Annotated in this window: 23 protein-coding genes; 13 read left to right on the top strand and 10 right to left on the bottom strand. The window is 66.6% G+C overall.

Annotation, left to right across the window (positions count from 1 at the left end):
- Positions 1 to 135: 135 nt before the first annotated feature.
- The 3 genes from AC1Q7F_RS15735 to AC1Q7F_RS15725 form a co-directional block, all read right to left on the bottom strand.
- A complete protein-coding gene (locus AC1Q7F_RS15735) occupies positions 136 to 1,344 on the bottom strand; it encodes an NAD(P)/FAD-dependent oxidoreductase (RefSeq protein ID WP_492508476.1) in 1,209 nt (402 codons plus the stop codon).
- 127 nt (positions 1,345 to 1,471) lie between these two features.
- Positions 1,472 to 2,014 (bottom strand): RrF2 family transcriptional regulator, encoded by a 543-nt coding sequence (locus tag AC1Q7F_RS15730; RefSeq protein ID WP_492508474.1) that lies wholly within the window; start codon positions 2,012 to 2,014, stop codon positions 1,472 to 1,474.
- A gap of 67 nt (positions 2,015 to 2,081) precedes the next feature.
- Positions 2,082 to 2,483, bottom strand: coding sequence for a LysR substrate-binding domain-containing protein (locus tag AC1Q7F_RS15725; RefSeq protein ID WP_492508472.1), 402 nt, complete (start codon positions 2,481 to 2,483; stop codon positions 2,082 to 2,084).
- A gap of 40 nt (positions 2,484 to 2,523) precedes the next feature.
- Here AC1Q7F_RS15725 and AC1Q7F_RS15720 point away from each other — a divergent pair, with 40 nt between their 5' ends.
- From AC1Q7F_RS15720 to AC1Q7F_RS15710, 3 genes are all read left to right on the top strand, one after another.
- The gene (locus AC1Q7F_RS15720) at positions 2,524 to 2,853 is read left to right on the top strand and encodes an ArsR/SmtB family transcription factor (RefSeq protein ID WP_492508470.1); all 330 of its coding nucleotides are present in this window, start codon (positions 2,524 to 2,526) and stop codon (positions 2,851 to 2,853) included.
- Entirely contained in the window at positions 2,850 to 3,326 is a 477-nt protein-coding gene (locus AC1Q7F_RS15715; RefSeq protein ID WP_492508468.1) for an SRPBCC family protein, read from the top strand. Before AC1Q7F_RS15720 ends, AC1Q7F_RS15715 begins: the two co-directional genes overlap by 4 nt.
- A gap of 86 nt (positions 3,327 to 3,412) precedes the next feature.
- The gene (locus AC1Q7F_RS15710) at positions 3,413 to 3,877 is read left to right on the top strand and encodes an SRPBCC family protein (protein WP_492508466.1); all 465 of its coding nucleotides are present in this window, start codon (positions 3,413 to 3,415) and stop codon (positions 3,875 to 3,877) included.
- A gap of 65 nt (positions 3,878 to 3,942) precedes the next feature.
- Here the strand turns inward: AC1Q7F_RS15710 and AC1Q7F_RS15705 are convergent, their stop codons facing one another.
- On the bottom strand, positions 3,943 to 4,854 hold the full coding sequence (locus tag AC1Q7F_RS15705) for an SDR family oxidoreductase (protein WP_492508464.1): 912 nt from the start codon (positions 4,852 to 4,854) through the stop codon (positions 3,943 to 3,945).
- 90 nt (positions 4,855 to 4,944) lie between these two features.
- Here AC1Q7F_RS15705 and AC1Q7F_RS15700 point away from each other — a divergent pair, with 90 nt between their 5' ends.
- The 4 genes from AC1Q7F_RS15700 to AC1Q7F_RS15685 all read left to right on the top strand — a co-directional run bounded on the left by AC1Q7F_RS15700 (position 4,945) and on the right by AC1Q7F_RS15685 (position 8,035).
- A complete protein-coding gene (locus AC1Q7F_RS15700) occupies positions 4,945 to 5,850 on the top strand; it encodes an AraC family transcriptional regulator (RefSeq protein WP_492508462.1) in 906 nt (301 codons plus the stop codon).
- Between the two features lie 139 nt (positions 5,851 to 5,989).
- Positions 5,990 to 7,180, top strand: coding sequence for an MFS transporter (locus tag AC1Q7F_RS15695; protein WP_492508460.1), 1,191 nt, complete (start codon positions 5,990 to 5,992; stop codon positions 7,178 to 7,180).
- A 72-nt stretch (positions 7,181 to 7,252) separates the two neighbouring features.
- The gene (locus AC1Q7F_RS15690; RefSeq protein ID WP_492508458.1) at positions 7,253 to 7,588 is read left to right on the top strand and encodes an ElaB/YgaM/YqjD family protein; all 336 of its coding nucleotides are present in this window, start codon (positions 7,253 to 7,255) and stop codon (positions 7,586 to 7,588) included.
- A 3-nt stretch (positions 7,589 to 7,591) separates the two neighbouring features.
- Entirely contained in the window at positions 7,592 to 8,035 is a 444-nt protein-coding gene (locus tag AC1Q7F_RS15685; protein WP_492508456.1) for a hypothetical protein, read from the top strand.
- Between the two features lie 21 nt (positions 8,036 to 8,056).
- Here the strand turns inward: AC1Q7F_RS15685 and AC1Q7F_RS15680 are convergent, their stop codons facing one another.
- Positions 8,057 to 8,755, bottom strand: a complete 699-nt coding sequence (locus tag AC1Q7F_RS15680) for an ArsR/SmtB family transcription factor (RefSeq protein ID WP_492508454.1) — start codon at positions 8,753 to 8,755, stop codon at positions 8,057 to 8,059.
- Between the two features lie 169 nt (positions 8,756 to 8,924).
- Here AC1Q7F_RS15680 and AC1Q7F_RS15675 point away from each other — a divergent pair, with 169 nt between their 5' ends.
- Positions 8,925 to 9,797 carry a hypothetical protein gene (locus tag AC1Q7F_RS15675; RefSeq protein ID WP_492508452.1) on the top strand — a complete coding sequence of 291 codons (873 nt, stop codon included), beginning with the start codon at positions 8,925 to 8,927 and terminating at the stop codon, positions 9,795 to 9,797.
- Here the strand turns inward: AC1Q7F_RS15675 and AC1Q7F_RS15670 are convergent.
- Entirely contained in the window at positions 9,794 to 10,273 is a 480-nt protein-coding gene (locus AC1Q7F_RS15670; protein WP_492508450.1) for an Lrp/AsnC family transcriptional regulator, read from the bottom strand. The genes AC1Q7F_RS15675 and AC1Q7F_RS15670 overlap by 4 nt on opposite strands.
- Before the next feature lie 96 nt (positions 10,274 to 10,369).
- Here AC1Q7F_RS15670 and AC1Q7F_RS15665 point away from each other — a divergent pair, with 96 nt between their 5' ends.
- The 3 genes from AC1Q7F_RS15665 (at position 10,370) to AC1Q7F_RS15655 (ending at position 12,666) form a co-directional block, all read left to right on the top strand.
- Complete coding sequence (locus tag AC1Q7F_RS15665; protein ID WP_492508448.1) at positions 10,370 to 11,296, top strand: threonine ammonia-lyase; 927 nt, start codon at positions 10,370 to 10,372, stop codon at positions 11,294 to 11,296.
- A gap of 9 nt (positions 11,297 to 11,305) precedes the next feature.
- Complete coding sequence (locus AC1Q7F_RS15660) at positions 11,306 to 11,668, top strand: VOC family protein (RefSeq protein WP_492508446.1); 363 nt, start codon at positions 11,306 to 11,308, stop codon at positions 11,666 to 11,668.
- A 101-nt stretch (positions 11,669 to 11,769) separates the two neighbouring features.
- Positions 11,770 to 12,666: a DMT family transporter gene (locus tag AC1Q7F_RS15655; RefSeq protein ID WP_492508444.1), complete on the top strand. Its 897-nt coding sequence runs from the start codon at positions 11,770 to 11,772 to the stop codon at positions 12,664 to 12,666.
- On the opposite strand, the gene AC1Q7F_RS15650 is transcribed toward AC1Q7F_RS15655, so the two are convergent.
- From AC1Q7F_RS15650 to AC1Q7F_RS15635, 4 genes are all read right to left on the bottom strand, one after another.
- The gene (locus tag AC1Q7F_RS15650) at positions 12,663 to 13,064 is read right to left on the bottom strand and encodes a GFA family protein (protein ID WP_492508442.1); all 402 of its coding nucleotides are present in this window, start codon (positions 13,062 to 13,064) and stop codon (positions 12,663 to 12,665) included. The two genes, AC1Q7F_RS15655 and AC1Q7F_RS15650, sit on opposite strands and share 4 nt — an antisense overlap.
- An 18-nt stretch (positions 13,065 to 13,082) precedes the next feature.
- On the bottom strand, positions 13,083 to 14,315 hold the full coding sequence (locus AC1Q7F_RS15645; protein ID WP_492508440.1) for a tetratricopeptide repeat protein: 1,233 nt from the start codon (positions 14,313 to 14,315) through the stop codon (positions 13,083 to 13,085).
- 217 nt (positions 14,316 to 14,532) lie between these two features.
- On the bottom strand, positions 14,533 to 16,167 hold the full coding sequence (locus AC1Q7F_RS15640; protein ID WP_492508438.1) for a GMC family oxidoreductase: 1,635 nt from the start codon (positions 16,165 to 16,167) through the stop codon (positions 14,533 to 14,535).
- Complete coding sequence (locus AC1Q7F_RS15635; protein WP_492508436.1) at positions 16,164 to 17,183, bottom strand: Rieske 2Fe-2S domain-containing protein; 1,020 nt, start codon at positions 17,181 to 17,183, stop codon at positions 16,164 to 16,166. Before AC1Q7F_RS15635 ends, AC1Q7F_RS15640 begins: the two co-directional genes overlap by 4 nt.
- A gap of 309 nt (positions 17,184 to 17,492) precedes the next feature.
- Between AC1Q7F_RS15635 and AC1Q7F_RS15630 the strand changes: the two genes are divergently transcribed.
- Complete coding sequence (locus AC1Q7F_RS15630; RefSeq protein ID WP_492508434.1) at positions 17,493 to 18,995, top strand: AMP-binding protein; 1,503 nt, start codon at positions 17,493 to 17,495, stop codon at positions 18,993 to 18,995.
- Positions 18,992 to 19,798, top strand: a complete 807-nt coding sequence (locus tag AC1Q7F_RS15625) for an enoyl-CoA hydratase/isomerase family protein (protein WP_492508432.1) — start codon at positions 18,992 to 18,994, stop codon at positions 19,796 to 19,798. Before AC1Q7F_RS15630 ends, AC1Q7F_RS15625 begins: the two co-directional genes overlap by 4 nt.
- The last annotated feature ends 51 nt before the right edge of the window (positions 19,799 to 19,849 follow it).

Genomic DNA, 19,849 nt, shown 5'->3' with positions numbered 1-19,849 from the left:
GGGGGCGGAGAATGCCGCGCAACCTAACCAACCCGCCCGCCCGCGACAAGCCACGCGTCCGCAAGGCTGACCCTTGCGACGACGGGACAGGATCGGACAAGGGGGCGGACAAAACCGCCCCCACGCCTTTGGATGTTATGGGACGATCACGTAATCCGGATTGGCCACGGCGAAGACTGCATCCCGGTCCGGGGCCGGCGGATAGATCCAGATCTGGTTGATCTCCTGCTTGATCTTCTTGCCCTCCTCCCGCGTGAAGCGCACCTGCCGGTCCCAGCCCTCCGTGTAGAGTGCACCCCAGGGGCCCAGGTCCAGGCAGGTCACGTATTTCGGCTGGCTGTAAGGATGGGTGGGCAGGCCCACCAGTTCCGCCGCCGCATTGTGGCCGGCGACGCGGCCCAGGCTCAGCCCATGCTGGCAGGTCATGGGGGCGATAGTGCCGATATCATCGGTGGCAGCCCGCACCGTGTCGCCCGTCACGAAGATGCCGTCGGTGGCCGGTGCGCGGAGATATGCATCGCCCACCACGCGACCCAGATTGTCATGGTCGCCGGGTACCTGTGCCGCCAGCGGATGGGCGCGCATGCCGGCCGTCCAGATCACCGTCTGGGTGGGGATCCGTTCGCCGTTCGACAGGGTCACGCTGTCGGCATCGATGGCAGCAACGCGCAGACCGGCCCGCGGCTCCACGCCGGTTTCGGCCAAGGCTTCGCGGATGACGGGCAGGGGGCCGGTGCCAAATTCGGACCCGATCTCCCGTGCGGCATCCACGATGATGGTGCGGATGGCAGCCTGCTCACCCAGGATGGCGCGCAAGCGGGTGGGGATTTCGGTGGCCGTTTCCAGGCCCGTGAAACCGCCGCCGGCGACCACGACGGTGTTGCGCCCCAGGCTTTCAGGCCGGCTGGCCAGTGATTTCAGATGCGCATCCAGGGCCTGTGCCCCATCCAGCGTGTCGACATTGAAGCCATGTTGCTTCAGGCCCGGAATGTCGGGCGTGAACAGGCGGCTGCCGGTGGCCAGCACGAACCGGTCATAGGAAAGGGTCTGCGGCGCGCCATCTCGGGGCAGGAAGGTGATCAGCTTCTTGTCGGCATCGATGCTGTCCACGATGCCGGCCCGATGCGTCACGCCGACGGCGGCCAGCAGCGCGGAAATGTCGGGGGCCATGTTGTCCAGCACCGCCTCGTACAGGCGGGGCCGGATGATCAGGTTGGGGGTGGGGGAGATCATGGTGATCGCCACCTCCTCCCCCTTGCCGGCCAGATGCACGGCGCGGGCGGCGGACAGGGCGGCCCAGAGGCCGGCGAAGCCGGAACCGGCAATGATGATCTGCTTGCTCATGATTGTATCCTCTCGTCGATGGGCATGGGGGTTCGTTCCCGCCGGGTGGGCGGGTCGGGGAACAGCGGGCAAGGGGGTGGCGTCGGCGGGCGATGACCCACCGTCGGTTTCTCAGATGGAAATCAGATCAGTCCTGGTCGTCGCGGGCTGGGCGGCCGCCACGTGCGGTGCGCCCCTGCATGCGGTCCCCGATCCAGGCCTGGACATCGGTGAAGAATTCCTGCGGCGCCTTCGACCCGAACCGTTGGGCCACACCGCCCAGGGTCTGCGACGCCAGACTGTCACGCATGGCCTTTTCGGCCTGCATCATGGCGGCATGTACCGCGCAGACGCCGGCAGTGGCCCAGCCCGGCGGGTTATTGCCGAACAAGGCACAGCGGCCCCGGATTTCCTGACAGTCGAACAGGGGCTTGTCCCCTTCGATCGCGTCCACGATCGACAGGAATGTGATCTCGTCCGCGGGGCGGGCCAGGCGGTAACCGCCCCTGACCCCCTCGCTCGCCCTCACGATCCCGGCCTTTTCCAGTTTCTGGAAAATCTTGGCCAGGAAGCTGGGCGAAATACCCTGAAGCTCGGCGAGGTCGCGGCTGGACAGGGCCGCATCCTCATTCCCGATCAGCCAGAGCAGGCCATGTATCCCATATTCAACGCTTGCGGTGATGTGTGCCATAACGCGGACTGTATCGATCCGCGTTTGGCGCGTCAAGCAGAAAAACGCGGATTAAATTAGTCCGTGTTTATTTTTCTGCCGTGACATTCATCCCGTCGGCGGTGAGGGCGGCGCGCAGTTCCGTGATGAACACCCGCACCTTCTGTGGCAGCAGGCGGGTGGAGGAATAGACGGCCCAGATATTGATGGGTTCCGGTGCCGCATCGGCCAGTTCGACCCGGACCAGCCGGCCATGGGCGAGGTCTTCCGCCACATTCCATTCCGAAAGCAGGGTGATACCGCCTCCGGCGTGGGCGACGGCGCGGCAGCCCTGGACATTACTGGCGGTGAAGCGGCTGTTCAGGCGCACATGTCTTTCCACGCCGTCGGCAATGAAGGTCCAATTGCCTCGCTGTCCAGTAACGCCTGACCTGCTGGGTGGTGGCTTCGCCCTGCTGGGCCTGCTGTTGAAGCGGGGGGGAGAAATCATTAGTGTTGACTCATGTTTTAGCCTGAGCTAATGATTTCCCATGATCGAAGCCGAAGCCATCAACCACATCATGCGCGCGCTGGCGGACCCGACGCGGCGCGGCATGTTCGAACGGATCGCCACCGCAGGGGAGATCAGCGTCATCGACCTGACCCGCGGCAGTGGCGTGACCCAGGGCGCCGTTTCCCAGCATCTGAAGGCCCTGAAACAGGCCGGTCTGGTGCTGGAACGGCCGGAGGGGCGCAAGGTTTATTACCGCGCCCGACCGGAAGGGCTGGAACCCCTGTCCGCCTGGATGGACCATTATCGCGCCTTCTGGCGCGACCGGCTGGCCGATCTGCACACCGTCCTGGAGGAAATGGATTCATGAGCGTCAGCATGACCAAGCCAAGCACACGAGAGATCGTGGAGGAGGCGACATACCCCTATCCGCCTGAACGGATCTGGCGGGCCCTGACCGATGGCGACCTGATGGCCCGGTGGATGATGCGGCCCACCGGCTTCGCGGCGGTGGTCGGGCAGCATTTCACCTTCCAGACCAGCCCGGCTGGCGCCTGGGACGGCACCATCCGGTGCGAGGTGCTGGCGGTGGTGGAGAACCAGCGCCTGTCCTATGCCTGGCGTGGCGGGCATGAGGGCAATGTCGGATACGGCTCCCGCCTGGACACGGTGGTGAGTTTCACCCTGACCAGGGTGGAGGGGGGCACGCGCATGCGCGTCGTCCATGCCGGCTTCGAACTGCCGCGCAATGAAACCGCCTTCAAGAACATGGGCGATGGCTGGAAGAAGGTCGTCCGCCAGTTGGAAGACGCCGTCTCGGACACGGAACCCGGTCCGCGCTGAAGCCCCCCGACGATTATCCGTTCCCTCACCCCGGCACGCATTCCCGCGCGCCGGGAATGCTCCCCCTTTGCCTGAAAGGAACCATCATGCCCGACATCCTGCACCGTATCGGTTTCAAGAACGTCGCTGCGGACATTGTGTTCAATGCCCTGACCACGGCCGAGGGCCTGTCGCGGTGGTGGACACAGGATACCAAGGGAAAGGGCGATGCCGAGGGCGGCATGCTGCATTTCCGCTTCGGCGAGCGCGGCTTCTTCGACATGAAGGTGGTGGTGGCCGAGGCGCCGGCCCATCTGCGCTGGTTGGTCACCGATGGGCCGGCGGAGTGGGTCGGCACGCATATCGACTGGCAGTTGCGGGTTGAGGGTGCCTTCACCATCCTGCTGTTCCGGCATGAGGGCTGGGCGGAGCCGGTGGAGTTCATGCACCATTGCAGCACGAAATGGGGCGTCTTCCTGGTCAGCCTGAAGGATTTGCTGGAAGGCCGCGCCGCCAGTCCCTGGCCGTGCGATACCCATATCGACGATTGGTGCGAGGGGGTGGCCGCTTGATCGGCCCCTTGTCCGTGTTCCGTCGCCAGTGCCGTAGCGCCATGACGACGGAACAGGGACAAGGATCAGGCCGAGAAGTAATCCGCCCGTTCCATGTCCGCCAGCAGCCCGACCTCCACGGGCTGCCAGCCCAGCGTCTGCCGGGTCCGTTGCGAGGCGGATGGCACGTCCATGGCGGCGAAGCCGGCCATCCAGCCGAAATGCGCTGCCGCCGCTGCCCCGGCGGTGGAAACCAGCGGCAGGGCCAGCCGCCGGGCGATGATTGCGGCGATGTCGCGGAAGGCCACGCCTTCCTCCGCCACTCCGTGCCAGCGCGCACCGGGAACGGCCTTCTCCAGCGCCAGGCGATAGAGCCGTGCGGCATCGAACCGATGCACGGCAGGCCAGCGGTTGGCGCCATCGCCGATATAGGCGGAGACACCCGTGCGCCGGGCGGTGGCGATCAGGTGCGGCACGAAGCCATGGTCGCCGGCACCATGCACGCTGGGCGGCAGGCGGACGATACCGGCATTGATGCCCTGGTCCAGCAGGGCCATCGCCGCCTGTTCCGACGCGGCACGGGGATGGGCGGCTGCCCCCGTGGCGGGCAGCGCATCCTCCGTCAGCAGTGACCCCGCCGGCAGGATGCCAATGCCCGACGTGACCAGCAGCGGCCGGTCGCTGCCCGCCAGGGCCGATCCCAAGGCCGCGATGATGCCCCGGTCTGCCGCGCAATTGTCGCGATAGGTGCTGAAATCATGGTTGAACGCCGTGTGGATGACACCATCGGCCGCCGCCGCACCCCGGCGCAAGCTGTCCGGGTCGCCGAGGTCGCCCCGGTGCGGCCGGGCCCCCATATCGGCCAGGGTGCGGGCATTGGCGTCGCTGCGCACCAGACCAGTCACATTGTGGCCGGCACCGATCAGTTCCTTGACGATGGCGCTGCCGATGAAGCCCGTGGCGCCGGTGACGAAGACATGCATGGGATCATTCCTCATTTGTTTGCCCGCCGATGATGGCGCGGACGGGGCGGACGATCCATGCTATGAAGTCCGGCATATCTTCGTGATCGTCCGAAAGGTGCGGCCGTGGACCCGCTATCCGACATCCTGTCGCTGCTGAAGCCGCGCAACCTGCTGTCCGCAGGGTTTGAGGCCGGGGGCGACTGGGCCGTGCAGTTCCCCGATCAGCAGCAGAATATCAAAACCGGCGCCATCGTCCGGGGCCGTTGCCTGCTGTGGGTGGAGGGTGTGGATGAGCCGGTGCAACTGGAGCAGGGGGATTGCTTCTTGCTGCCCGCAGGCCGTCCCTTCCGCATGGCGAGTGCTCCCGGCGTGCCGGCCTTGCGGGCGGAAGAAATCTTTCCGGCGTTCCGGCGCGGCGGTATCCTGCGGCTGGGTGATGGAGAGGACTTCTTCTGTGTCAGCAGCCGTTTTTGCCTGGAAGGCCGGCATGCGGGCATCCTGCTGGGCACGCTGCCGCCCATGGTCCATCTGACCGACGCGCCCGACCTGCGCTGGGCCATGGAACGGATGATGGTGGAACTGCGCGATGATCGACCCGGCGCCTTTCTGGTGCTGCGCCATCTGGCCCATATGATGCTGGTGCAAGCCCTGCGCCTGCATCTGGCGACAGGGCCGACGCAGGGTGCGGGCTGGCTGTACGCCCTGTCCGACCGGCAGGTGGGGGCGGCCATTGGTGCCCTGCATGCCGATCCGGCGTACCCCTGGACCCTGCACGAACTGGCTCGCCATGCCGGCATGTCCCGGTCCAGCTTCGCCCAGCGGTTCACGGCCCTGGTGGGGATGGCCCCCATGGCGTATCTGACGCGCTGGCGCATGCTGCTGGCCGGTGACCGGCTGCTGACGGGGCGGGAGGCGGTATCGGCCATCGCGTTGTCCGTGGGCTATCAATCGGAAAGCGCCTTCAGCACCGCCTTCAAGCGGGTGCTGGGCTGCCCGCCGCGCGACTATGCGCGGGCAAACAGTGGTTGAGATAACCTTTCATTCAGCCATGCATTTTATGCCGCGCTGCGGTAACGGTAACGGCGTTGCCGATCAATGTTCTGAATGATCACATAGTGGCTGATTGTGCGGTGCCGAAGGTGCCGCTCCGCTGTCCGGAATTGAGCCCATGTCCGCCCCGACCGTCCGCCCCGGCCTCGTGCTGTTCGCGCTTGCCATGGGTGGTTTCGCCATTGGCACCACCGAGTTTGCGGTGATGAGCCTGCTGCCCTATTTCGCCCCTGGCCTGGGCATCGATGAGCCAACGGCCGGCCATGTGATCAGCGCCTATGCGCTGGGTGTCGTGATCGGTGCGCCGACCATCGCGGTGCTGGCGGCAAAGCTGTCGCGGCGGACCCTGCTGATCGCGCTGATGGGCCTGTTCGCGGTGGCCAACACGGCGTCGGCCCTGGCGCCCTCCTATGAATGGATGCTGGTCTTCCGTTTCTTGTCTGGCCTGCCGCATGGCGCCTATTTCGGCGTCGCCGCCCTGGTGGCCACTGGTCTGGTGCCGCACAACAAGCGGGCGCAGGCCGTGTCCCGCGTCATGCTGGGCCTGACCATCGCCACCATTATCGGCGTGCCGCTGGCCAACGCCATCGGGCAGTTGGTGGGCTGGCGCTGGGGATTCGCGCTGGTCGGTGTGCTGGGGCTGCTGACCGTCACCCTGCTGGTGCTGTACGCACCCAAGGACCGGCCGGTACCGGGCGCCAGTCCCTTGCGGGAACTGGGTGCGCTGGGCCAGCGGCAGGTGTGGCTGACCTTGGGTATCGGCGCCATCGGTTTCGGCGGCATGTTCTGCGTCTATACCTATCTGGCCTCCACCCTGCTGGAGGTGACGGGGGTGGCGCCGGCCACGGTGCCGCTGGCCCTGGCCGTGTTCGGCGTGGGTCTGACGGTGGGCACGCTGGTGGGCGGCTGGGCAGCCGACCGGGCGCTGATGCCGTCGGTCGGCGGTATCCTGTTGTGGAGTGCGGCGTCCCTGGCGCTGTTCACCTTCACCGTGGGCAACGTCTGGGCTGTGCTGGCAGCGGTGTTCATGATCGGCTGCGGCGGGGCGCTGGGGTCGGCTTTGCAGACAAGGCTGATGGATGTGGCCCAGGATGCGCAGACCCTGGCGGCAGCGCTGAACCACAGCGCGTTCAACTTCGCCAACGCGTTGGGCCCCTGGCTGGGCGGTCTGGCCATCGCCGCCGGCCATGGCTGGGCCTCCACCGGCTGGGTGGGTGCGGGGCTGGCCCTGGGCGGTTTCGGGATCTGGGTCGTGGCGGTGCTCGATGACAAGCAGCGCTCTCTGGTGGAACAGCAGGCCTGCGGCTGATCGTTTGGAACCTTTTCCTTGCTGCGGCTGTTACCGCCGGGTGTAGCAACCTGAATGTTAAGGAGAACGTCGATGGCTACGATGCAATCGGATACGATCAAGTCCGGCAATGGTGCCGCTGCTGCGGGTGATATTGAGGCGCAGCTGAAGCAGTTGCGCAACGACCTATCCGCCCTGGCCTCCACCGTCGCTGCCGCCGGCTCCGAGAAGGCTGACGGCTACAAGGCGCGCGTCGGCGAAATGGCCTCCAGCGTCAAGGATGCCTCCGCCACCGCGATCCATAACCTGCGCGAGGAACTGGTTTCGCTGGAGAAGAAGGTGGAAGGCGGCGTGCGTGAGCGTCCGCTGCAATCGCTGGGTATCGCTGTGGTCGCCGGCTTCGCGCTGGCCCTGCTGGCTCGGCGTTAACAGATGCTGGACCGGCTTGTCCCGCTGTTGATGCCATTGGTCACGCGGGACATCGGCGCTGCGGCGCGACAGGTGGGCCGCGACGGCATCCTCTATGCCGTTATGGTCTTCCTGGGCCTGACCGGCTTCGCCCTGGTTGTCGCCGGGAGCGTCGTCTGGTTATCCAGCCTGATCGGCACCGGCCCCGCCTTGCTGGCGGTGGCCGGCGCCGTCTTATTGCCCATTCCCATCATCCTGGGCCTGATGGCCGTCTGGCGACGGGCGGAACGGCAGCGCAAGGAGCAGGACGCGGTTGCGGAAATAATGCGTATGGCCGTCACGGCCCTGGTGCCGATCCTGCTGCGTTCGCCGGGGACCTTCACGATGGTGGCGGTCGGTGTGATCGCCTTCATGTTCTTGATGCCGGACAAGCAACCGGAAAAGCCGGAGGATCAGGGGCCGGCATAGTCCCTGACCACCGTCGGACCTTCACAAGCCGGTCAGGTCGATGTCGAAGTACCGGCGCAGGGCCATGGTGCCGGCCGGCGTCACGCTCACCGCGCGTGTCCCCTCCACCCGCCGCACCCAGTCCCGGTCGAAGGCGTGGTGGCACAAGGCCCGGCCCAGCGCGTCAGCCAAATGCGGCCGCCGCTCGCTCCAGTCCAGGCAGGGGCGGCAGAAGGCGCGGGCCGTGCCGATGGTGGGGAGCGCCAGGCCCAGTTCCGCCAGAAAATCCTGCCCCTGCGGCGTGACCAGCCCCGCCTCTTCCGCCAGTTCCACATGCCCGCCCGCCACCATGGCGTCGGCCAGGGCCACACCCAGTTTTCCGGCCAGATGGTCATAGCAGGTGCGGGCATCGGCCAGCGCCTTGTCGCGTGGGCCCGTGCGGACGGGGCGGGGTGAGGGTGCGCGGTCGGCTGCCACCTGCATGATGCTTTCCATCATCCGCGCCACGGCGGGCGACGCCAGCCGGTGGTAACGGTGCCGCCCCTGCGGTTCCACCCGCAGCAGCCCGGCGGCAAGCAGCCGCGACAGATGGCCGCTGGCTGTCGGCGCCGCGATCCCGGCCACCCGCGCCAGCTCCGTCGCCGTCAGGGCACGGCCATCCATCAGCGCCTGCAGCATGCAGGCCCGCGCCGGATCGCCGGCAAGCGCCGCTATCTCCGCGAAATCCGCCGTGCTGACCATGGTCCCTCCCGCTCCGGTTACTCCAGTCTAGCATAGAGGTCGCTCTGGCCCCGATGCTTCGGCGCGGACCGAAACAAGGTTGCGCGACCGAGCCGGAATGGGTAAAATTTGATCTATTGGGTTTGGGGCTGGGGCGGCCTGCGATCCTGTGGCGGACATGAGGTGGATCATGGTGTCGGTCCTGGGTTCGGCCAGCGGCGTCTTCGCCGTTTCGGCCCGTCAGTTCCAATCGAAAGCGCAAGGCATCTGGCAGGACCTGAAGAAGGACGCTGCCAGCAGCAGTGCCGCGCCTAAGCCAGCCGGCATCCAGGATTTCATCGACCCTGACACCCGCGCCCGGCTGGAGGCGCAGAAGAAGGACACCGACAGCCTGGTCCAGAAGCTGGCCAGCGGCGGGGAGGATGCCAAGGAGGCCGCCGCCCGCAAGAAGGAGGAGGCCAAGCAGAAGCTGAAGATGCTGAAGCTCCAGGCCCAGCTGGCCGCCGCCAGCGGCGACAAGAAGGCCGCCGCCCGTATCGCCAAGGAGGCGGCGACGGTGGCCAAGGAACTGGGTCAGGCCGCCAAGGATGCCAGCGGCGGCGACAGTGCCACCACAACCCAGGCCGCCGGTTCGGGCGAGGCGGCGACGGCCAGTGCCGAAGCGCAGGCGGTGGCGCAGCAGGCCGGCCAGACAGCAGATCAGGGTGGGGCACCGCCGGAAGAACCGGCCGCCGCCGGACAGGAGCAAGCCGCCGGCACCCCGTCCAACACGGATATCCAGGCCCAGCGTGACGCCATCATCCGCGACGGTTCTGCCCGCGCCGGTGACGCGCGGGAGGAGGATGAGCTGCGCACCATGATGGACCAGCTGCGCGCCATCCATCAGCAGATGAAGAACCTGGCCCGCAAGGATGGTTCCCCCGGTACCAAGGCGGAAATGGAACGGGCCAGCCAGGACATGGCGGAGGGCGACCGCGCCATGGCCGACGCGTTTGGCCCGCCGGGCGTCTCGCTTCCCAACGTCACCGCTCCGCCACCGGTATCCGTCGATATCCGCGCTTAATCCGCCATCGGTATCGGCACGGCCAGCCCGCGCTTGGAAATGCCCAGCGCCACATTGGTGGTGAAACGGCGGACGGTGGGATTGTCTGCCATCAGCCGGCCCATCAGCGCGTCATAGGCCTCCACGTCCGGGGCGGCGATGACCAGGATGAAATCGGTGCCGCCCGTGACATAGAATACCTCCTGCACCTGATCCTCCCCCGCCAGCCACTGGCGCAGGCGGGCCAGCATCTCCGGCCGTTCCCCTTCGATCTCCAGCCCGGCGATGAAGAAGGTGGGGCGCCCCACCCTGGCCGGATCGACCAGAGCCACGGTGGCGGTGATCACGCCCTCGGCCTTCAGCCGTTTCAGCCGGCGCGATACGGCCGATGCCGACAGGCCGACCTTGTCGGCCAGCATATCGGCCGTCTGGTCGGCATCCTTCTGCACCAGGGCCAGCAATTTGCGATCGAACAGGTCGAGGTCGGGCGTGCGCATGATCCCTGCAGAATGGCAGCATGAAATGCGGGAGAAAAGCGCGAAGCCGGATCAGTTCGCCGAAAACCTGCGGCAGGGGACGCTAGAATCCCTTCCATGCGATACCCCACACCGGACGGCATAGAGGCCGCCCTTGATCGGATCGATCCGGCGTTCCGCGGCTCCCCGATCAGACAATCACCCGCCCTGGACCGGCTGTTCGGCGCCAGCCTGTGGTTCAAGGATGAAACCGCCAACCCCATCCGCAGCTTCAAGGGCCGCGGCACGGCCAATTTCGTGGCCGGGCTGGGCGATGATGACCGGCCCCTGGTCTGCGGGTCGGCCGGGAATTTCGGCCAGGGTCTGGCCTGGGCGGCCGGCACCCATGGCCGCCGCCTGACCGTCTTTGCGGCTGAAACCGCCGTGCCCGGGAAGATCGAGGCCATGCGTGCCCTGGGTGCGGAGGTGCGTCTGCACGGAAACGATTTCGATGAAGCGAAGGCGGAGGCCGGGCGCTATGCGGCGCGGGAGGGCCATCGGCTGGTCGTGGACGGGGCCGAGGTGCTGATCGCCGAAGGGGCGGGCACCATCGCGCTGGAGGCGATGGCGGTCGTGCCGGATATTGATCTGGTGCTGGTGCCGCTGGGCAATGGCGCACTGGCGTCGGGCATCGGCACCTGGGTGAGGCATGCCGCACCTGATGCCCGCATGCTGGCCGTGGCGGCGGCCGGTGCCCCCGTCATGGCCCATGCCGTGCGCGGCCTGCCCGTCACGGGGCGGGAGGGGGCGGACACCATCGCCGACGGTATCGCCGTGCGCGTGCCCATCCAATATGCCGTGGACAGCCTGCGCCGCGTGCTGGACGGCGCCATCATGGTGCCGGACGCGGCCATCATCCGCGCCATGGATCTGCTGCGCGAGCATCTGGGGCGGGTGGTGGAACCGGCCGGCGCTGCTGGTCTGGCGGCCCTGCTGGCCGACCCGGCGGCCTGGGGCGGGCGCCGCATCCTGATCCCGCTCTGTGGCGGCAATATCCGAAACTGAGGACACGACATGATCGACCATATCGAATTGAAGACCGCCGACTTGCCGGCCAGCCTGCATTTCTACGCCACCCTGCTGGCGCCGCTGGGTTACCGGCTGGAGGTGGATGGGGCCGTGAAGGGGTTCGGTGACGGCAAGACCCTGGATTTCTTCCTGTCGCCGGGAGACGTGCCCGCCCGCGACGTGCATTACGCCTTCACCAGTCCCGACCGGGCCATGGTGGACCGCATCTATGCGGTGGGGGTGGAGGCCGGCCTGGCCCTGGATCGCGCGCCCAGCCTGATGGCGCATGTCCATCCCAACTATTATGCCGGCTTCCTGCGCGATCCCGACGGGCGGCTGGTGGAATTCGTCTGCCACACGCCGGAATAAAGTTCTCCATACGCATGCCACCGCTTCGGTGCCGGCCGAAGCGGTTGCGGCTGGCCTCTGCTATTGAAAGGGCACTGCATGGATGCCGGATGGGCTGGGTGATGGGCGATCGACCGTTGATGATCAAGGAATTGCTGCTGCTGCTGGTCCTGGCCACGCTGTGGGGGTCGTCCTACACCTTCATCAAGGTGGGGGTGGAGACCATTCCGCCCGTGACCCTGATCACCGTGCGCACGCTGATCGCCGGCTCCGTCCTGCTGGCAGTGATGGCGTGGCAGGGGGTGCGGCTGCCGCGTGACCCCAAGGTCTGGCGGCAATTCACCTTCCAGGCGGTGATGAACAGCGTCGTACCCTTCACCCTGGTCGCCTGGGGCGAGCAGGAGACGGATGCCGGTCTGGCCGCCATCCTGAATTCCACCACGCCGATCTTCACCTTCCTGCTGACGGCGCTGATCACCCGGCATGAGCCGGTGACGATGCGCAAGCTGTTCGGCGTGGCGGCCGGCCTGCTGGGCATCTGCCTGATCATCGGGATGGAGGCGCTGAACGGCCTGGGTGATCAGCTGGGCGCGCAACTGGCCATCGTGGCGGCCACCATCTCCTATGCCGGGGCGGCCATCTATGGGAAGAATTTCAAGGGGCTGACGCCCATTGTGCCGGCGGCGGGATCGATGATCTGCGGGGCGGTGCTGTTGTTGCCCGTCAGCCTTGTCGTCGACCGGCCCTGGACGCTGTCGCCGTCGCTGCCTTCCATCGGGGCACTGGTCTGCCTGTCCGTTTTCTGTACGGCCATTGCCTTCACCATCTATTTCCGGCTGATGCAGACGCTGGGGTCGATCGGCACCACGTCACAGGCCTATCTGCGCGTGCCGATCGGCGTGGGGCTGGGCATGCTGTTGCTGGGCGAAAGTCTGGCGCCCACGGCCCTGGTCGGGCTGGTCTGCGTGGTGGCGGCCGTCATCGCCATGACCATGCCGGGGCGGCGGAAGGCGGTTTAACCCATAGGCTCCATCGGCAACTGGCCCACGGCCAGCGCCCAGGGATGCATGCGATCCTCATAGACCGCAACGGAGGGCGGCGGGAATTGCGGGTCGGCGAACGCGCCCACCGCCACGCTGATGAAATCTGGCATCGCGCTGGGCTCCCAGTAAACCGTGGAGCCGCACACCGGGCAGAAATGAAAAGTGGCCGTCTGGCCGCTGTCGCCATGCCTTGTCCAGGCGGTCGTGCGGCCGGTGATCGTTACCTGCGCGCGGGGGAAGCGCGCCTGCGTGGCGAAGACGCTGCCGGTGCGTTTCTGGCATTCAAGGCAATGGCAGATGGAAATGCGCACCGGTTCGCCCGTGCAGGTCAGGTGCAGCTGTCCACAGCTGCAGGATGCCAAGCGTTCCGTCATGTCCGTCTCCTTGCCCTGTCAACGCCGCTGATGGATCAGGGCCCATACGCCGCCCAGCCGCGCCTCATCGCTGCCGGCTGGCAATGCCGCGATGGTATGGGCTGCCGCTTGGTCCTGTCCAGCGCGGTATTGCAGCATGCCCAGCCGAAGCCGCACCGCCGCCGGCGATATCAGCTTGCCCTTCAAGGCCTGCTGCAGCAGGGCGATGGCCTGATCTGTTTGCCCCAGGGAGGCGCGGACCATGCTCAGCTTGGCGATGGCGTTGGCATCCTTGCCGGCCAGCACCTGGCGCTGCCATTCCTCCAGTTCATGTTTCTGCGCCGCCAGCTGCTTGGTGGCATAGTCGCGCAGCCGTTGCTGGCGCTCCAGCTTGGGACCCGGCTTGCCCAGCAGGCCGGACGCCCAGCCCTGGTCAAGGGCCGCCGCCGCCTCGGCCGGCAATTCCTCCACCATGGCGCGCTGCGCCATCTCGGTCAGGGAATCCGGATTGTCATAGGCATTGACGGCCAGCTTCAGCCGGGCCCAGTCCAGGTCCAGCCGCTCCGGGATCGGCTTGCCCTTTGCCATGGCGTCCAGCAGGCGTTGCCAGTTCTCCCTGGTGCTTTCCACCTGCAATTGCTGGCGCAGGGCCTTGATATAGCCTTCATTATTGCCGGACATGAACTCCGCTGCGGCCAGCAGTTGCTGGGCTTCCGGCGGCAGGCTGCCGCCGGTCTTGCGCAGATCATCGGCCCAGGCATGCAGCAGCCTGGCGGCCTTGGCCGGTTCCTTGGCCCGATAATAGGCCTCCGCCACCATGTGGCGGAACCCGTCGCTGCGCCGGCCGGCGGCCATCGCCTTTTCCCCCAAGGCGGTGGATTTGCCATAATCGCCGGCGCGGTACCAGAGCTGCGCCAGGGTTTCCAGTGCTCCGCCCTGGTCGGCGGCCGACAGCGGCACCAGGGTGATCGCCGCCTCGAACGCGGTGGCGGCCAGATCGAACCGGCCCTGCGCCTTGTAGATGGCGGCGCGCATCTGCTCGACCGCCCATTTCTCCTGCGCCGTGATGGTGGCGACCGCGCGGGCCTTGTCCACCTCCTTCAGCGCCATGTCATAGCGCTTGCCGTCCAGCGCTTGGCGCGCCGCCTGCAATGGCAGCCCGACCTCGCGGCTGACAGCGATCTCTGCCGCTACCGGCATCGCCAGCAGGGTGGCAAGGATGGTCATGGGCAGCAGGTTTCGGCGCAAGGCAGGCAAACGGGCGCGGGGCATCTTTCCTCCGGCTGAACGGCATCGCGGACAGCCCTTATTCAGCATCCGCGGGATCACTTTCAACCGCTTATTGGAAGCCAGCCGGCCGGGCGGCCTGAACCGCTTTGGCCTCAGTCTGGTCCGCCTTCAGGCGACCTATGATCTCGACCCGTTCAGCGTCTTCGTCGGAGAACGGATCATTGCCAAATCGCTGATCGACCCGACCCTGGTCGAGGGGTCAGCCTGCAACAGGAACTGCGGCGCCCGTCAGAAAATCCGCGGCGCGTTCCCCGATCATGATGCTGGGGGCGTTGGTATGGCCGCCGATCAAGGTGGGCATGATGGAGGCATCGGCGACGCGCAGTGCTTCCACGCCATGCACCTGCAAGGCGGCATTGACCACACTCTCATCGTCCGTGCCCATCCGGCAGGTGCAGGCCGGATGCTGGGCCGTGACGGCGATGGCACGGATATAGGCATCCATGGCCTCACGGTCTGTCACCTTCGGCCCTGGAAACACCTCTTCGCCCACAAAATCGCGGATGGGGTCCGTTTCCATCAGATCGCGCGTCCACGCAATCGAATGGCGGAGCAGATCGACATCCTGGGGATCGGACAGCAGGTTGAAGCGGATTTCAGGGGAGGTCAGCAGATCGGCCGACCGCAGGCGGACGCTTCCCCGGCTGCCGGGCCGCAGCACGCAGTTCAGCGAGGTCAGCATATCTTCATGCGAGCGCCGGATGCCGGGAAACCAGACATGGGCGTTCAGGCTGGTCGGCATCAGGATATTCTCCAGATCCGGCCGTTCCAGGCCCAGGCGAGAGCGGTAATAGGCGATGGCGGTCAGGGGCTGTGTGCCCATCATGCCCTGGCCGGTCAGCGCCCAGCGCAGCGCCGACAGGGCAATGCGGTCGGCCCGCAGTTTTGCGCGCAGCGGGAAAGGGCGCCGGCCCCGGAACCCCATGGGCACCAGCGGATGATCCTGCAGGTTGCTGCCCACACCGGGCAGGTCCGCCACCACATCGATCCCATGCGCGCGCAGATGATCGGCGGGACCGATGCCGGACAGCATCAGCAGGTGCGGTGATGCATAGGCGCCGCCGCACAGCACGATTTCACGGGTGCAATGCGCCGTGAGGGTCCGGCCCGCCTGCCGGTATTCCACGCTCACGGCGCGCGCACCCTGGAACAGGATGCGGGTCGCCTGCGCCCCGGTTTTGATCGTCAGGTTGGGCCGGCCGCGGGCAGGTGCCAGGAAGGCGCTGGCGGTGCTGGCCCGGCGTCCGCGCCCGACCGTCAGGTCCGGCAATCCGAAGCCTTCCGACGTGCCCGCCTCGAAATCATCGGTGACGGGATGGCCCAGGGCGCGGGCGGCGGCCTGCATGGCCCGGACCAGCGGATCGTCGTGCGACATGCGCGACACGCTCATCGGGCCGTTGGCGCCATGCCAGTGGCTGGCCCCGCGCTCGCTGCGCTCCGACTTGCGGAAATAGGGCAGGACATCGTCGAAGGACCAGCCTTTGGCCCCCATCTGCGCCCATTGGTCATAATCGCGTGGATGGCCGCGCGAATACATCATGCCGTTCACCGCCGACGATCCGCCCAGCACCTTGCCGCGGGCGGCCGGGATCGACCGGTCCGCCGCATGCGGCTCTGGCTCGGATGCATAGCCCCAGTCGAACAGCATGCGCTGGCGCAGCACGCGGAAGGCGACCGGCATATGGATCAGCAGGCTGCGGTCGCGGGGACCGGCCTCCAGCAGCAGGACGCTGATATCGGGATTCCCGCTCAGCCGTGCCGCCACCACGGCCCCGGCCGATCCGCCACCGACGACGATGAAGTCATGCCGGTTCCCATCATTCCCGCTTCTCATGCGCCCGCACCATGTTCCTGGGTGATCAGCCGGTTCAGCTTGCGGCGCGCCAGGGCAGCACCGGCATCGATGGACAGCAGTGTGGGCCGCATTCTGTCGGGATCGGCCGTGCCGATGCGTTTCTGCTGGTCTTCCAGCATGGGTTTATCCTCCCGCTCGAACGCGTGTTGCAGCATCGTCCGCAGCCGCGCCGAATAATCGACATCATCCATCCGGTCGCGCCGCGTGCCGCAGACAAAGTAATGCGTACTCCCCGCTGTCTCCGGTGTCATGCTGTGCAAGGCCCAGACTTCATCCTCCCGGCTGCGGTCCCGGCCGCTTTGGGTCAGGGCGGTCTTGATCACCATGATGGCGGGAGCCTGCCATTCCGCCCGTGTCCAGGCGTTCGCCCGCTGTGTGGCGGGCACACGTTCACGGAAGCGGGGTGGTGGTACGACATTGCGGTTCTCCCATTCCACGGCCACACCATTATCCGTATCGATCACGGTGGGCCGCACCCCGGTCATGACCCCGCCCAGCGTGTCGGGATGCAGATAATCGGCATGGCTCAGGTCCAGCAGATTATCGGTGACCAGGCGATAGCTGGCCCGGATGGCGATGGTGAAATGGATGCGCGCCGTCTCCGGCGTCTCATCGATGAAGGACAGGTCGGGGATCAGGGCCGGATCGGCCATTGCTGCCTCTCCCATCCAGACCCACAGGGCGCTGTGCCGCTCCGCCGCCGGAAAGGATCGCACACGCAGCGCCGTCGTGATTTTGCCGTGCGGATTGGCGGCGCAGTGCCCGGCCCCGTCGAAGGCCAGCCCGTGATACCCGCAGATGATGCGCCCCTGGTCGACCCTGCCCGTCGATAGCGGGGCAAAGCGGTGCGGACACATGTCCAGCAGGATGCTGACATTCCCATCCGCGCGAAAGGCGACCAGGGGCGTATCGATGATCGTGCGGGCCAGCGGCGTGTCGGCCAGTTCATGGCTGGAGCCGAACTGGTACCAGCGATTGCGCAGGAAATGTTCCATGCTGATCATTCCACCCTGGTTTCGTTATTCTTGATGCGACCCGGTCACCGGTTCGGCTTTCGGATACTGTCCGCGTGCGGTCGATCATGCGTCAAATGACTTGTGGTGGCTTATCATTCCCATGAGGAATGTTGGGCCCAACATTCCTCATGGGAATGCAAATACCCCGCAAAGCATTAGACGGGAATGCCGCGCCTTGGCAGGCTTTCCCGGTTCAATCTTTCAAAGCGGAGAGGGGCATCCCGTGCCTGGTGGAATGTCGAGCAGGAACGTGTCGCGGTCTGGGGCGGGATGGGGGAGATCGGGCGCATGAGCATGGCCCCCCCTGCCGCCGCCCGCATTCCGCTGGGTCTGATCCTCTCCTATCATGCCGCCATCGACCCCGAACGGCCGGCGCTGACCCAGGACGGCGTGACGCTGAGCCGGGCCGAACTGGAGGCCCGTGCCAACCGCCGCGCCCGCCTGCTGGCCCGTCATGGGGTGGGGCAGGGGGATTTCGTGATCTTCGCCCTGCCCAATTCCATCGCCTTCTTCGAAACCAGCTTTGCCCTGTGGAAGCTGGGGGCCGTGCCGTGCCCGATCTCTCCCAAGATGCCGGCCGCCGAATGCGCCGCCATTGTGGAGGCGGTGTCGCCGCGTCTGGTGATCGGGCCGCCCGGCCTGTGCTTCGCTCAATGCCCGACCCTGGCGCCGGATGCCGAACCAGGGCCGGAGGATGGCGACCAGCCCCTGCCGGCGCGCGTCTCCCCTTCCTGGAAGGCGATCACCAGCGGTGGCTCGACAGGCCGGCCGAAGGTCATCGTCACGGGCGTCGACGGGCGAGCCGACCCCGCGGGGGCCGGCTATGCCCTGCAACGGCCCGGTGACACCATCCTCAATCCAGGCCCGCTCTATCACAATGCCGCCTTCAGTGCGGCACACCAGTGCCTGTTCGGCGGCGGCCATGTGGTCAATATGGAGCGGTTCGATGCGGAGGCCTGTCTGGCGCTGATCGAGCGGCACCGCGTCACCTATGTGATGATGGTCCCGACCATGATGGGCCGCATCTGGCGCCTGCCGGAAGCGGTGCGGGGCCGGTACGACCTGTCCAGCCTGCGCACCCTGGTGCATCTGGGCGGCCCCTGTTCGCCTTGGCTGAAGGAAAGCTGGATCGGCTGGATCGGGCCGGAGCGGCTGTTCGAGATCTATGCGGGGACTGAAGGGATTGGTGCCACCATCATCAACGGCACGGACTGGCTGGCCCATCGCGGGTCGGTGGGGCGCCCGGCGCCCGGTACGGAGATGCGCATCCAGCGTCCTGACGGCTCACCCTGCGCGCCCGGAGAGGTGGGGGAGATTTTCTTCCGTCAGGCTTCCGGTGGAGGTCCCAATTTCCGTTATATCGGATCGGAGATGAAGGTAGCCGACGGCTGGACCTCCCTGGGGGACCTGGGCCACACCGATGATGACGGCTTTTTGTACATCTCCGACCGCCGCACCGACCTGATCATCTCCGGCGCCGTCAATATCTATCCGGCGGAGGTGGAGGCGGCCATCGAGCGGCACCCGGATGTGCGCGGCAGCGTCGTCATCGGGCTGCCCGACGATGATCTGGGCAACCGTGTCCATGCCATCGTGCAGGTCGCACCCGGTCCGGAACCATCCTTGGACGCGGAGACACTGGCGGCTTACCTCGCAAGCCAACTGGCCCGCTACAAGGTCCCCAGAAGTTTCGAATTCGTCACCACCGACCTGCGCGACGAGGTGGGCAAGGCCCGCCGCAGCCAGTTCCGCCAGGAACGTCTTTCCCCGGAAAGCATGGGCAGAAAATGACCGAGCATCCAGTTTCTCCGGACCATGGTCCGTCGGCCGAACCCGATGGGGATGGCAACATCATCAGCGTGACGCGCATGCAAGGCCATGTCGCGGTTGTCCGTTTCGCCCGTCCGCCCAGCAATTATTTCAGCATTCCGCTGATCACGGCCATTGCCGGCGCGCTGGAGCAGGTTGACGCCGATCCCGACATCCACGCCATCGTTCTGGCCGCCGAGGGCCGGAATTTCTGTGCCGGGGCCGAACTGACCCAGGCGCATGAGGAGCCGGAGCAGATCTATGCGGCGGCCCACCGTCTGTTCGCCATCCGCAAGCCCATCGTGGCGGCGGTGCAGGGGGCGGCCATCGGTGGCGGGCTGGGCCTGACCCTGGTGGCCGATTTCCGCGTGGTTACCCCCGGCACGCGCATGGCGGTGAATTTCGTGAAGATCGGCATCCATCCCGGCTTCGCCATCACCCTGTTGCTGCCGCGTGTGGTGGGACAGCAGAAGGCCGCCGAACTGCTCTATACCGGTCGGCGCATCAATGGGGAGGAGGCGCTGCGGATCGGTCTGGCCGACCGCCTGGTCGAGGAGGGGGAATTGTTCGACACCACCCTGACGCTGGCCCGGCAGATCGCCGAGAATGCACCGCTGGCTGTGGAAGCTACACGGGCAACGCTGCGCGAGGGCCTGCTGGAGGACATCCGCCGCCAGACCGACACGGAGGCGCGCAAGCAGCACGAGCTGCGTGTGACCGAGGATTTTGCCGAGGGCATTCTGGCCGTACAGGAGCGGCGGGCCGGCAACTGGAAGCGGCGGTAGGCGTCTGATCCTTTCCCGCCGTTCCGGCTTTCGTCGGGACGGCGGGAGATT

The sequence above is a fragment of the Niveispirillum sp. GW835-FHT14G11 genome (genome assembly GCF_058793615.1).
This window is presented reverse-complemented; position numbering and strand designations above follow the sequence as displayed.

Coding starts and splice junctions, on each gene's coding strand:
- AC1Q7F_RS15720 (WP_492508470.1), top strand. CDS start 2,524: ATGATCGAAGCCGAAGCCATCAACCACATCATGCGCGCGCTGGCGGAC.
- AC1Q7F_RS15730 (WP_492508474.1), bottom strand. CDS start 2,014: ATGGCACACATCACCGCAAGCGTTGAATATGGGATACATGGCCTGCTC.
- AC1Q7F_RS15640 (WP_492508438.1), bottom strand. CDS start 16,167: ATGAGAAGCGGGAATGATGGGAACCGGCATGACTTCATCGTCGTCGGT.
- AC1Q7F_RS15715 (WP_492508468.1), top strand. CDS start 2,850: ATGAGCGTCAGCATGACCAAGCCAAGCACACGAGAGATCGTGGAGGAG.
- AC1Q7F_RS15650 (WP_492508442.1), bottom strand. CDS start 13,064: ATGACGGAACGCTTGGCATCCTGCAGCTGTGGACAGCTGCACCTGACC.
- AC1Q7F_RS15725 (WP_492508472.1), bottom strand. CDS start 2,483: ATGATTTCTCCCCCCCGCTTCAACAGCAGGCCCAGCAGGGCGAAGCCA.
- AC1Q7F_RS15660 (WP_492508446.1), top strand. CDS start 11,306: ATGATCGACCATATCGAATTGAAGACCGCCGACTTGCCGGCCAGCCTG.
- AC1Q7F_RS15670 (WP_492508450.1), bottom strand. CDS start 10,273: ATGCGCACGCCCGACCTCGACCTGTTCGATCGCAAATTGCTGGCCCTG.
- AC1Q7F_RS15625 (WP_492508432.1), top strand. CDS start 18,992: ATGACCGAGCATCCAGTTTCTCCGGACCATGGTCCGTCGGCCGAACCC.
- AC1Q7F_RS15665 (WP_492508448.1), top strand. CDS start 10,370: ATGCGATACCCCACACCGGACGGCATAGAGGCCGCCCTTGATCGGATC.
- AC1Q7F_RS15735 (WP_492508476.1), bottom strand. CDS start 1,344: ATGAGCAAGCAGATCATCATTGCCGGTTCCGGCTTCGCCGGCCTCTGG.
- AC1Q7F_RS15635 (WP_492508436.1), bottom strand. CDS start 17,183: ATGGAACATTTCCTGCGCAATCGCTGGTACCAGTTCGGCTCCAGCCAT.
- AC1Q7F_RS15695 (WP_492508460.1), top strand. CDS start 5,990: ATGTCCGCCCCGACCGTCCGCCCCGGCCTCGTGCTGTTCGCGCTTGCC.
- AC1Q7F_RS15685 (WP_492508456.1), top strand. CDS start 7,592: ATGCTGGACCGGCTTGTCCCGCTGTTGATGCCATTGGTCACGCGGGAC.
- AC1Q7F_RS15690 (WP_492508458.1), top strand. CDS start 7,253: ATGGCTACGATGCAATCGGATACGATCAAGTCCGGCAATGGTGCCGCT.
- AC1Q7F_RS15675 (WP_492508452.1), top strand. CDS start 8,925: ATGGTGTCGGTCCTGGGTTCGGCCAGCGGCGTCTTCGCCGTTTCGGCC.
- AC1Q7F_RS15705 (WP_492508464.1), bottom strand. CDS start 4,854: ATGAGGAATGATCCCATGCATGTCTTCGTCACCGGCGCCACGGGCTTC.
- AC1Q7F_RS15710 (WP_492508466.1), top strand. CDS start 3,413: ATGCCCGACATCCTGCACCGTATCGGTTTCAAGAACGTCGCTGCGGAC.
- AC1Q7F_RS15630 (WP_492508434.1), top strand. CDS start 17,493: ATGAGCATGGCCCCCCCTGCCGCCGCCCGCATTCCGCTGGGTCTGATC.
- AC1Q7F_RS15645 (WP_492508440.1), bottom strand. CDS start 14,315: ATGCCCCGCGCCCGTTTGCCTGCCTTGCGCCGAAACCTGCTGCCCATG.
- AC1Q7F_RS15680 (WP_492508454.1), bottom strand. CDS start 8,755: ATGGTCAGCACGGCGGATTTCGCGGAGATAGCGGCGCTTGCCGGCGAT.
- AC1Q7F_RS15655 (WP_492508444.1), top strand. CDS start 11,770: ATGGGCGATCGACCGTTGATGATCAAGGAATTGCTGCTGCTGCTGGTC.